This is a genomic window from Dyella sp. EPa41 (assembly GCF_016586165.1).
Classification (GTDB): domain Bacteria; phylum Pseudomonadota; class Gammaproteobacteria; order Xanthomonadales; family Rhodanobacteraceae; genus Dyella.
On record NZ_BCPR01000052.1, the window covers coordinates 23390 to 33632 of the forward strand.

General features: G+C 66.2%; 13 protein-coding genes. 5 read left to right on the top strand and 8 right to left on the bottom strand.

The window, feature by feature from the left end:
* Positions 1-66 precede the first annotated feature (66 nt).
* Genes JMF82_RS15610 through grxD form a run of 3 tightly spaced genes read right to left on the bottom strand, consistent with a single transcriptional unit; the run spans position 67 to position 1793 of the window.
* Positions 67-666: a YhgN family NAAT transporter gene (locus JMF82_RS15610; protein WP_201315489.1), complete on the bottom strand. Its 600-nt coding sequence runs from the start codon at positions 664-666 to the stop codon at positions 67-69.
* A 33-nt stretch (positions 667-699) separates the two neighbouring features.
* Positions 700-1470 carry an SDR family NAD(P)-dependent oxidoreductase gene (locus tag JMF82_RS15615; RefSeq protein ID WP_201315477.1) on the bottom strand — a complete coding sequence of 257 codons (771 nt, stop codon included), beginning with the start codon at positions 1468-1470 and terminating at the stop codon, positions 700-702.
* Positions 1470-1793, bottom strand: a complete 324-nt coding sequence (gene grxD, locus JMF82_RS15620; protein ID WP_201315478.1) for a Grx4 family monothiol glutaredoxin — start codon at positions 1791-1793, stop codon at positions 1470-1472. The genes JMF82_RS15615 and grxD overlap by 1 nt, the downstream gene beginning before the upstream one ends.
* Positions 1794-1916: 123 nt before the next feature.
* Between grxD and sodB the strand changes: the two genes are divergently transcribed.
* On the top strand, positions 1917-2495 hold the full coding sequence (gene sodB, locus JMF82_RS15625) for a superoxide dismutase [Fe] (protein WP_201315479.1): 579 nt from the start codon (positions 1917-1919) through the stop codon (positions 2493-2495).
* A gap of 167 nt (positions 2496-2662) precedes the next feature.
* Here sodB and JMF82_RS15630 read toward each other — a convergent pair whose 3' ends face one another.
* Both JMF82_RS15630 and purE read right to left on the bottom strand, forming a co-directional pair.
* Positions 2663-3823 (bottom strand): 5-(carboxyamino)imidazole ribonucleotide synthase, encoded by a 1161-nt coding sequence (locus JMF82_RS15630; protein ID WP_201315480.1) that lies wholly within the window; start codon positions 3821-3823, stop codon positions 2663-2665.
* Entirely contained in the window at positions 3820-4323 is a 504-nt protein-coding gene (purE, locus tag JMF82_RS15635) for a 5-(carboxyamino)imidazole ribonucleotide mutase (RefSeq protein WP_201315481.1), read from the bottom strand. The genes JMF82_RS15630 and purE overlap by 4 nt, the downstream gene beginning before the upstream one ends.
* Positions 4324-4389: 66 nt before the next feature.
* On the opposite strand from purE, the gene JMF82_RS15640 reads away from it, so the two are divergent.
* The 4 genes from JMF82_RS15640 (at position 4390) to JMF82_RS15655 (ending at position 8499) form a co-directional block, all read left to right on the top strand.
* Entirely contained in the window at positions 4390-4662 is a 273-nt protein-coding gene (locus tag JMF82_RS15640; protein ID WP_201315482.1) for a Trm112 family protein, read from the top strand.
* 161 nt (positions 4663-4823) lie between these two features.
* Positions 4824-7103, top strand: coding sequence for a DUF1631 domain-containing protein (locus tag JMF82_RS15645; RefSeq protein WP_201315483.1), 2280 nt, complete (start codon positions 4824-4826; stop codon positions 7101-7103).
* Positions 7100-7954, top strand: coding sequence for a carboxylating nicotinate-nucleotide diphosphorylase (gene nadC / locus JMF82_RS15650; RefSeq protein ID WP_201315484.1), 855 nt, complete (start codon positions 7100-7102; stop codon positions 7952-7954). Before JMF82_RS15645 ends, nadC begins: the two co-directional genes overlap by 4 nt.
* Positions 7955-8091: 137 nt before the next feature.
* The gene (locus JMF82_RS15655) at positions 8092-8499 is read left to right on the top strand and encodes a DUF3301 domain-containing protein (RefSeq protein WP_201315485.1); all 408 of its coding nucleotides are present in this window, start codon (positions 8092-8094) and stop codon (positions 8497-8499) included.
* A 15-nt stretch (positions 8500-8514) separates the two neighbouring features.
* Here the strand turns inward: JMF82_RS15655 and JMF82_RS15660 are convergent, their stop codons facing one another.
* The 3 genes from JMF82_RS15660 to JMF82_RS15670 form a co-directional block, all read right to left on the bottom strand.
* Entirely contained in the window at positions 8515-8964 is a 450-nt protein-coding gene (locus tag JMF82_RS15660; RefSeq protein ID WP_236585503.1) for a ClpXP protease specificity-enhancing factor, read from the bottom strand.
* Positions 8965-9130: 166 nt separating this feature from the next.
* Positions 9131-9754 carry a glutathione S-transferase N-terminal domain-containing protein gene (locus tag JMF82_RS15665; protein WP_201315486.1) on the bottom strand — a complete coding sequence of 208 codons (624 nt, stop codon included), beginning with the start codon at positions 9752-9754 and terminating at the stop codon, positions 9131-9133.
* 75 nt (positions 9755-9829) lie between these two features.
* The coding region (locus JMF82_RS15670) for a cytochrome c1 (protein ID WP_201315487.1) at positions 9830-10243 on the bottom strand (414 nt) is incomplete at its 5' end.

The window sequence follows — 10243 nt, forward strand, 5'->3', positions numbered from 1 at the left end:
CGGATTATGACAGCAAGGTTATGCGAATAGGTTCAGAAGATGGCGCTGACGACAACTTGCCGCAATTCAAATAGCTAAGTGCAAATACGCCGCCACGCCGCCAAGGAACATCTGCACCGACAACGCGATCAGCAGCATGCCCATCACGCGCTCCAGCGCGGTGAGAACGCTTTCACCGAGCCAACGGAACAGATAGGTGGAGCACAACAGGATCACCGACGTGGCCACCCACGCACCGACCAGCGCGATCGCCCAGTCTGCCGTGCGTCCCGGTTGGGTGTTGGTGAGCAGCAGCAGCGCCGCCATGGCCGATGGACCGGCCACGCCCGGGATCGCCATGGGCACGATGAAAGGCTCCCCTTCACCCGGCTTGCCGAAGATGCCGCCCCCATCGGCCGGCGGAAACACCATGCGGATGCCGATGAGGAACAGCACGATGCCGCCGGCGATGCTGATCGACTCCTGCCTCAGCTGCAGCAGCTTGAGGATCAGCTGCCCGCCCATGAGGAAACCGAGCAGCACCGCGAGCGCGATCAGCAGCTCGCGCACCATCACATAGCGACGGCGCTTGGGCGCGACATCCTTCAGCAGGGTGAGGAAGATCGGGATGTTGCCCAGCGGATCCATGATGAGGAACAGCAGGATCGCCGCCGACAGCGTGGTCATCTGCGTTTCCATGTCAGTACTGCCCCGACACGGTCACGCGGATACCCGCAGGTCGAGCATCGCGCCGCGCGAGGCCGCCCCCTGCCCGCCCAGCAGATAGATCACCGCATCGGCGGTGGCATCAGGCAGCGGGTGGATCGTGGTGTCCTCGCCGAAGTAGGCCGCGCGCCGCAACGTGGTGCGCATGGGGCCAGGCAACAATGCGTGCGTGCGCAGGGTCGTCTTCTCGGTTTCCTGGTGCAGGATCTCGACGAAGCGCTCGAGCGCCGCCTTGGAGACACCATAGCCGCCCCAGTGCGCGCGTTGCACCAGCGCCGGATCGTCGAGGACGAACACGACGGCACTGTCCGGCGCACGCACCAGCAGCGGCATGCACGCCTGGGTGAGCGCGAACGGCGCAGACACATTGACATGCAGCGCACGCAGCCAGTCGTCGGGCTTGTGCACGGAAAGCGGCGTGAGCCCGTTGAAACTTGCCGCCGCATGCACGACGCCATCCAGGCGGCCGAAGTCGCGTTCGAGGCCATCGGCCAGCGCTTCGTAGTCGCGAGGCGTGGCGGCTTCCATGTCCAGCGGATGGATCACGGGCTCGGGCAAGCCTTCGCTCACCATCGCATCGTAAAGCTGCTCGAGCTGACGCTTGCGCCGGCCGGTAATGACCACGGTGGCGCCCGCTCGCGCCGCGGCGCGCGCCACGGCGGCACCGAGGCCGCCGTAAGCGCCGGTCACCAGGATGACTCGATCGGCGAGCGAACCTGCAGGCGGCGTCCAATCCTGCGGCAGGTGAACAAGAGGCAGCGTCATCAGGAGTCGGCCCCTTCCACATCGGCAGCCATGCGTGCGAGCTCACCGGAGGCCTTGAGGTCTTCGATGATGTCGCAACCGCCGATCAGTTCGCCCTGGATAAACAGCTGGGGAAACGTCGGCCAGTTGGCGTAATGCGGCAGCGCCGCACGCACTTCCGGGTCGGCCAGCACGTTCACCGCATGGAACTGCGCGCCTGCCTCCGTCAGTGCCTGCGCGGCACGACCGGAGAAGCCGCACATGGGGAACTGCGGCGTGCCCTTCATGAAGAGCACGATGCCATGCTCGGCGAGCACAGCCTTGATTCGCTCATTAACGTCCATAAGTCAGGTCATTCATCATTACAATGCACGCGGATCGGTAGTGTATCAGTCGTATGCCCGCAGCCGGCCCATGGCTGTCCCGGCCCGACTCCTTATCCTCAGCCAACGCCCAGGAGCCACAACATGGCGATCGAACTCCCTCCCCTGCCCTATGAAAAGAACGCGCTCGAGCCGCACATCTCCGCGGAGACGCTGGAGTATCACTATGGCAAGCATCACCAGGCCTACGTGACCAACCTCAACAACCTGATCAAGGGCACCGAGTTCGAGAACGCCGCGCTCGAGGACATCATCAAGAAGTCATCCGGCGGCGTGTTCAACAACGCGGCCCAGGTCTGGAACCATACCTTCTACTGGAACTCCCTCAGCCCGAACGGCGGCAAGGAGCCTTCGGCCAAGCTGGCCGATGCCATCACCAAGGCCTTCGGCTCGGTCGAGAAGTTCAAGGAAGAGTTCACCAAGTCGGCCGTGGGCAACTTCGGTTCGGGCTGGACCTGGCTGGTGCAGCGCCCGGATGGCTCGCTGGGCATCGTGAACACCTCCAACGCCGCCACGCCGATCACCGGCAGCGACAAGCCGCTGTTCACCTGCGACGTGTGGGAACACGCGTACTACATCGATTACCGCAACGCCCGCCCGAAGTACATCGAGGCGTTCTGGAACCTGGTGAACTGGGACTTCGCGGCCAAGAACCTGGCCTGATATCCCGGCATCAAAGAACAAACGGGGCCCTCGCGGCCCCGTTTTTTTTGTGTCCCTTACCCTTGTGGGAGCGCACCCTGTGCGCGACCGCAGAGGTTCGTCGTGTCGTTACGCTTCGTCATCCTGTCGCGCACAGGGTGCGCTCCCGCAAGGACCGCCCATCGCGGTCAACGCTTTTCCAGCTCGCCTACCGCAGGCCCGGCCTGCTGGTCGCGCCCCAGTGCATGCGCAATGCCGCTCAGCCGCTCCATCAGTTGCCGGGCATCCGGCGCGCGCACCGTGGCATGCCCCACCTTGCGACCGATGCGTGGCTGCTTGCCGTAGTCATGCCAATGCGCGTCCACGGCTTCAAGCACCGGCGCAGCGTCCGGCAACTCGCCGATCCAATTGAACATCGCCGACAGGCCCGGCGCCGAGGTGTCACCCAAGGGCAGGCCGAGCACGGCGCGCACATGGTTCTCAAACTGGCTGGTCAAGGCGCCTTCGATGGTCCAATGACCCGAATTGTGCACGCGCGGCGCCATTTCGTTACCCAGCAACGCGCCATCCTTGACGAACAGTTCCAGCGCGAACACGCCGACGTAGTCCAGCTTCTCGGCCAGCGTCTGCGCAAGCCGGGTGGCACGCTCCTGCAGGGAGGTGATGTCCGGCGCCGGCGCCAGGCTCAGCGACAGCACGCCATCGGTGTGCCAGTTCTGGGTGAGCGGCCAGGTGCGGAATTCGCCATCGCGCGAGCGCACGGCGATCACCGACAGCTCGCGATCAAACGGCACGAACGCTTCAAGGATGAGTCCGTGCGCTTCCGCCTGCGCACCCAGCGCCGCCCAGGCGGCATCGGCGTCGGCCAGCGACTTGATGCGGAACTGGCCCTTGCCGTCATAGCCCAGCCGGCGCGTCTTGAGGATGGCCGGCGCGCCGATCGTCGCGAGCGCGAGATCCAGGTCTTCCCGGGTATCGATGGCCTTGAAGTCCGGCGTTTGCAGACCGCATTCGCGGAACAGGGTCTTTTCCGCCAGCCGGTCCTGCGCGACGGCCAAGGCCCGCGGCGCAGGAAACACGGCCACGCGCTCGGCCAGCCAATGGGCGGTTTCCGCCGGCACGTTCTCGAAATCGAAGGTGACCACGTCGACCTGGCGGGCGAAGTGCTCGAGCGCGTCGTAATCGGTCCAGTCGGCCACGACGAGAGGGGCAACCTGGCCGGCGCAGGCATCGGCCGCGCTGTCCACCACCAGCGTCTTCACGCCGAGCGGAGCAGCGGCAAGGGCCAGCATGCGGGCGAGCTGGCCTCCGCCAAGGATGCCAAGGACGAGCTGGCGACGCGTGCTCACGTGCGTGGATCCGGATGGTCGAGGACGCTCTGCGTCTGGCGCGTGCGGTACGCATCCACCGCCTTGGCCAGCGACGCATCGTGCAGCGCCAGCACCGACGCGGCCAGCAACCCGGCGTTCACCGCACCGGCGCGACCGATGGCCAGCGTGCCGACCGGGATGCCGGCCGGCATCTGCGCGATCGACAGCAGCGAATCCATCCCGTTGAGCGCCTTGGACTGCACCGGTACGCCCAGCACGGGCAGGCGCGTCTTGGCAGCCAGCATGCCCGGAAGGTGGGCCGCGCCACCGGCGCCGGCAATGATGACCTGGATGCCGCGCTCCACCGCCTCTTCCGCGTACTGGAACAACAGGTCCGGCGTGCGATGCGCCGATACGACGCGCACCTCGTGCGCAACGCCCAGCTCAGCCAACACGTTGGCCGCATGCTCCATGGTTTCCCAGTCCGAGCGGGAACCCATCACAACGCCCACGCGCGGCGGGAGGGAAGTCGAGGTCATGACCCAAGCCATCCAAAAGGGGTTATTGTACGGACTTTCCGCGTTTCGGTACGAACTCGCCCGTCTATGGATAAACGCCTGCTCGATATCCTGTGCTGCCCGGTCAGCAAGGTCCCGGTCCGCCTCCTCGGCCGCAGCGAACTGGAGGCCCTCAACGCCGCCATCGCCGCCGGCGGGGTCCAGAACGTGGCCGGGGCGGCCGTGCAGACGGCCCTTTCCGAAGGCCTCATCACCACCGATCGCAAGGTGATCTACCGGGTCGATGACGGCATTCCCGTCATGCTTCCCGAAGAGGGCATCGGCACCCTCCAGCTGCGGGACTTCCCGGCCGCCGCCTGACCTACGGGGACCTGTCATCCGCAGGTCCCTGCGCCGCGCTGTGAACGCGTCGACATATATCGAAGCGCCGCATGACAGCGCGGCCGGCTTTCACGTATTGTAGGCATGCGTATTGTCGGAACGGGCCGCACGCACGTCGGCATCACTTCAGGGGTGTGGCGATGAAAGACGCCAGTGAACCTTCCAACATCGTCAGCCTGACCCAGCGCCTGGATCCGTCCAGCGAGCGCGGAGGCGCCCTTTTGAACACCGTCCGGGACATCGCTGGCCGTCGCCTGCAGATCTTGATCAACGGCATGTTCGAGCATGTCGATGATGCGCTGTTCGACCTCGCCGAAAAGGCCGAGAACAACGCGGCGCAGATGCACTACTTCGACGGCATGCGCGAGGTGCGCAAGCGCCGCCCCATCGTCGAACGCTCCTTTCTCACCCACGTATCGCGCGAACTGAGCGATTTCGCCGCCAACCAGCGCAGCATGCCGAGCAACGGCATCCAGCTGCCGGTCGGCACCGCCGAACTTTCGCTGGTGGCCGACAACGAGCTGGAAGAATCGCTGGCCATCACCAGCATGATCGGCAAGAACGAGACGCGCCTCACGCGTGAACTCTTCTCCGTGAACCAGCGCCTGTCGGTCATCTACGGCGGCCTCAAGATCGAGGACAGCAGCAACCCGGTCGGACCGGCCGCGCTGTCGCAGGCGTTCCGCCAGGCGATGCGCGAGCTCAACGCGGAAATGCGCGTCAAGCTCATCATCTACAAGCTGTTCGATCGCTACGTGCTGGCTTCGCTGGATGAGCTCTACCAGGAGATCAATGCCGAACTGATGCGCGCAGGCGTCCTGCCGCAGTTGCGGCATGAAATATCGCGTGGCGGCGCCGCAGGACGTACCGCCGGAACGGGGTCGGCAACGGCTGCCGACGGTGCCGCACCGGATGGCATCTATCAGGGCGAAGACGACGGAAGCGCATCCAGCGAGCTGCTGCAGACGCTGCACACCCTCTTCAGCGCGCGTCGTGGCGGGCCGGCAACGGCCATGCGCATCCCCGCCGGCGCCGTGCAGATGCCCAGCGCCAACGAGCTGATCGGTGCATTGAGCGTGCTGCAGAGCCAGGCGGCCATCAACCAGCAAATGCCGCTGAGCGCGAGCAACGCGCTGGAGCTTGCCGGCGAAGTCCAGCAGCTCAAGGATCATCTGCTGGCCCAGATCGGCTCGCTGCGTGGCGAAAAGCCCAGCCAGGTATCGACCATCGACGAGGACACCATCGACCTCGTCGGCATGCTGTTCGAGTTCATCCTCGAAGACCGCAACCTGCCCACGGAAATGCAGGTCCTGCTGGCTCGCCTGCAGATCCCGTACCTCAAGGCGGCCATCCTCGATCGCAAGCTGTTCGCGCACCGCCAGCATCCGGCGCGGCGCCTGCTCGACAGCCTCGCCGATGCGGCCAAGGGCTGGTCGGCCGAATCCGATCGCGACCACCGCCTGCACGACAAGATCAAGTCCATCGTCGACCGCCTGCTGCAGGATTTCGACGACGACATCAGCATCTTCGAGCGCCTCTGCGTCGAGCTGCAGGAATTCCAGGACATCAGCCGCCGCCGCGCCGAACTGGCCGAGCAGCGCGTGGCCGAGTCCACCCGCGGGCGGGAAAAACTGGAGCAGGCGCGTCGCCGCGCGGCCCGCGAGATCCTCAGCCGCATAGACGGCCATACGTTGCCGCCGTTGATCCATGGCGTGCTGTCGCGCGCCTGGGCCAATTACCTGGTGCTGACGATCCTGCGCCAGGGCGAAGAGTCGAGCGAGTTCCGCGATGCGCTCCGCTTCGCCAATGACTTCATCGACAGCACCAAGCCCGCACGCACCCTGGACGAGCGCCGTGCGCTGCGCCAGATGCTGCCCGGCATCGAGCGGGCCCTGCGCCGGGGCCTGGCGAACGTTGCCTTCCAGGAAAGTGACATCGACCGCCTGCTGGCGCAGTTGCATACCTACTATCGCCACCAGCTCGGCGAAGCGGTGCCGGAGGCCGACATCCAGGCCGCCGCGGAACCCGGCAGCCTGCCGATTCCCGAGAGCATCCAGCCGATCGCCGAATCCGAAGCGGAGCTCGCCCGCTCCGAGCCGGAACCCGAGCCGCTGGTCGATACGCCCGAGATGCAGCTCGTGGCCGAGCTGAAGCCCGGCATCTGGCTTGAGTTCGTGACGGGCCCGGAAACCGTCGAGCGCGCCAAGCTCTCCTGGATCAGCCCGATGAGCGGGCGCTACCTGTTTGTGAATCGCCGCGGCCTCAAGGTCGCCGACCACGCCCCGCACGAACTGGCCGAGGCGCTCGCCCGCGGCTCGGCTCGCGTGCTTGATTCCACGGCCTTGTTCGACCGCGCGCTGGACGCCATCGTCGGTCGCCTGAGCCAGCCAGCCACGGCGACCAGCCCCGCGACCGAATGACTTCCCCATTACTTGTTCCCCCGGCGTCCGACCTGATCCGGGCGGATGTCGAGCGTGCCTTTGCCGAAGATATCGGCACCGGCGACGCCACCGCCGATCTTCTTCCTGCCTCGGCGCGGGCCAGCGCCACGCTGACCTGCCGGGAAGACGCCGTCATCGCCGGCATCGACTGGTTCAACGCATGCTTTGCCGCCCTGGACCCGGCGACAGAGATCGAATGGCTGTTGCGCGACGGCGACCGCGCCCAGGCAGGCTCCGTGATCTGCCGCCTCCGTGGCCGTGCCCGGCCCATGGTGAGCGCTGAGCGATCGGCGCTGAATTTCCTGCAGCTGCTGTCGGGTACCGCCACCACCACCGCCACCTACGTGGCGGCCGTGGCCGGCACCGGCGTGCGCGTGCTCGACACGCGCAAGACCGTGCCTGGATTGCGCCTGGCCCAGAAGTACGCCGTGCGCTGCGGTGGTGGCCACAACCATCGGGTGGGCCTGTACGACGCCATCCTGGTGAAGGAAAACCACATCATCGCGGCTGGCGGCATCCGCGCGGCCGCCGAGGCGGCGCGCAGGCTGCACCCGGCGCTCCTGCTGGAAATCGAGGTCGAGAACCTCGACGAGCTGCAGCAGGCGCTGGATGCCGGTGCGGATCGCATCATGCTGGACAACTTCACCCTGCCGCTGATGCGCGAGGCCGTGGCCATCACCAAGGGTCGTGCGGAGCTGGAGATCTCCGGCAATGTCGACCTGGGCACGATTGCCGATTACGCAAGCACGGGCGTGGACTACATCTCGGTCGGCGCCCTGACCAAGCACGTGCGCGCGGTCGATCTTTCGCTGCGCCTGCAGCTGGACTGACGAAGGGTGATTGCTCCGTTTCCGCGGGGTGATCACCCAGTCGCTGAGCCGCCCGCCAGGTCCACGAGCACCGGACCGCACCGGCGTCGCCCGGTCTTCACCTTGCAAGCCGCACGCGCCGCCTACACTCTGCAGCCATGAGTGAGCTTCCCGACCTGATCCTGTTGCTGGTCCTGCTGGCGATCGTCGGCACCTGGCTGAAACTGAGCCGCGCCCGCGAGCAGGCGACGCGGGAGGCCCGTCAGCAATGCCGCCAGCACGGCCTGCAGTTGCTGGATGAAAGCGTGGGGCTGCGCAGCCTGCGACTGCGACGCGCGCAAGGGCAGCTGTTCTGGGAACGCTGCTACACCTTCGAGGTGAGCATCGATGGCGACGACCGCGAACCCGGGCGGTTGTGGATGACCGGCCAAACCCTTACCGGGTTGAGCCTGCCCACCATCCAGAGCCATCTGCCCGGGCTGATGGCCGAGCACGCATCGCCACCCGCCGAAAGCAACGTCGTGCCATTGCGCCCCCGACTGCACCGGGACAGCAGCCTCCACTGAGGAGGCGGGCCGGCCCTACTTCACGACACGCAGGAAGGGCGCGCTGCGCTTGGGCTTGTCGCCGGCCTGATCGCTTTCGGGCGACGGCGGCGTGTCATCGGGATCGGACGGCGGCGGCGGGTTGTCGCCACCTTCGTCGGCGGGAAACATCATGCCCTGCCCGTTCTCCTGGGCGTATAGCGCCAGCACGGCCTGCACGGGGATATGGATGTTGTGGCTGACCCCGGAGAAGCGGGCCTGGAAACTGATCCAGTCATTGCCCAGGTCCAGGTTGGCGACGGCCCGCATCGCCAGGTTCAGCACCACCTGGCCGTTCTTGATGACCTGCGGCGGCACCCTCACGCCCTCACGGGTGGCATCCAGCAGCACGTAAGGCGTGAGGTTGTTGTCGGTGATCCAGTCGTAGATCGCCCGCAACAGATAGGGACGATTGGAGGTCATCGGCGGTAGCTTGTCGTCGGTCATTCAAAAACCTGCTGGAGACCGGCATCACGGAAGCCTCCGGAGCCTGGTCGAATGGATGGAGGCAGTGTAATGCCAAGCCAAGGCAAGGTGTCGCGGCGAGCGCCCAGGCACCCGGCAACGGCAGATGCCGCACAGCGCTACCGCATGGCCAGCCCAAGCGGCCGGATCAGGGCCGCATGGCCTTTTCTTCGGCGGTCATGCTTCGCGCATAGCCCTGGCTGGCGAACAACCGCTCGCCGTAATCGAGAATGGGCTTGCCGTCGCGCCCCAGGTCCACGCCCAGCCAGGGCAGCCGCCACACCACCGGGGCCACCAGGCAATCGGTGAGGCTCATCTCGGGATTGAGGAAGAACCGAGACGCCTTGAACAGCGGCAGCGAGGCCAGCAGGTGCTCGCGCAGTCGCTTGCGGGCGGCATCCGCCGGGCGTCCGCCGGCCCGGATGGTATCGATCTCGGGCAGCCAGTCCAGCTCGATGCGCACCGTGGCCAGCCGCAGCCGGGCACGGGACAGCGGGTCGATCGGCATCAGCGGGGGGTGCGGGTAGCGTTCGTCCAGGTATTCGCAGACGACGGCCGTGTTGTAGAGGGTGAGGTCCCTGTCGACCAGGGTCGGCGTGGTGCCGTAGGGGTTCAGTTCGAGCAGGTCTTCGGGAGGCCTGGCCGGGTCCACGAGCACCCGTTCATAGCTGACGCCCTTGGCTGCAAGCACCAGCCGGGTGCGGTGGCACTGGATGCCGTCCGCGGTGGTGTACAGGGTGAGTGCGGTACGCGAACGAGCGCTTTGAACCATGCGCGATCTCCCCATCGACATTAAGCGAATACGGCGGCACTAGGCCGCCGTACCCTGGGCCATTGGAGGGCCGCCTCAGTGGACGTCCTTCCAATATTCCTTCTTTAGCAGATATGCCAGGAAAGTGAAGCCCGCCAGGAAGAGCAGCACCCAGATGCCGTAGCGCTGGCGCTGCAGGGCGGCCGGTTCGGCGGCGTACTCGAGGAAGGCGGTCAGGTCACGCGTGGCCTGCTGGTACTGGGCCGGCGTGAGCTTGCCCGGCTGGGACAGCTCCAGCTTCTCCACCTCGTCGGAGCCTTCCTTCTTCACCGCCGTCTGCAGGCCCTGCAGTTCCCACAGGGGGTTCGGCATGGAGGCGTTTGCGAACACCGCGTTGTTCCAGCCCACCGGACGGGTTGGATCCAGGTAGAAGGAGTTGAGGTAGCCATAGACCCAGTCGGCCGTCTTGGCGCGCACTTCCAGCGAGAGATCCGGCGGTGCCTTGCCGAA

Excerpts from the sequence above, each read along its gene's own strand:
- grxD (WP_201315478.1), bottom strand. The coding sequence starts at position 1,793 with ATGGACGTTAATGAGCGAATCAAGGCTGTGCTCGCCGAGCATGGCATC.
- JMF82_RS15660 (WP_236585503.1), bottom strand. The coding sequence starts at position 8,964 with ATGACCGACGACAAGCTACCGCCGATGACCTCCAATCGTCCCTATCTG.
- nadC (WP_201315484.1), top strand. The coding sequence starts at position 7,100 with ATGACTTCCCCATTACTTGTTCCCCCGGCGTCCGACCTGATCCGGGCG.
- JMF82_RS15610 (WP_201315489.1), bottom strand. The coding sequence starts at position 666 with ATGACCACGCTGTCGGCGGCGATCCTGCTGTTCCTCATCATGGATCCG.
- JMF82_RS15640 (WP_201315482.1), top strand. The coding sequence starts at position 4,390 with ATGGATAAACGCCTGCTCGATATCCTGTGCTGCCCGGTCAGCAAGGTC.
- JMF82_RS15645 (WP_201315483.1), top strand. The coding sequence starts at position 4,824 with ATGAAAGACGCCAGTGAACCTTCCAACATCGTCAGCCTGACCCAGCGC.
- purE (WP_201315481.1), bottom strand. The coding sequence starts at position 4,323 with ATGACCTCGACTTCCCTCCCGCCGCGCGTGGGCGTTGTGATGGGTTCC.
- JMF82_RS15655 (WP_201315485.1), top strand. The coding sequence starts at position 8,092 with ATGAGTGAGCTTCCCGACCTGATCCTGTTGCTGGTCCTGCTGGCGATC.
- JMF82_RS15615 (WP_201315477.1), bottom strand. The coding sequence starts at position 1,470 with ATGACGCTGCCTCTTGTTCACCTGCCGCAGGATTGGACGCCGCCTGCA.
- JMF82_RS15665 (WP_201315486.1), bottom strand. The coding sequence starts at position 9,754 with ATGGTTCAAAGCGCTCGTTCGCGTACCGCACTCACCCTGTACACCACC.
- sodB (WP_201315479.1), top strand. The coding sequence starts at position 1,917 with ATGGCGATCGAACTCCCTCCCCTGCCCTATGAAAAGAACGCGCTCGAG.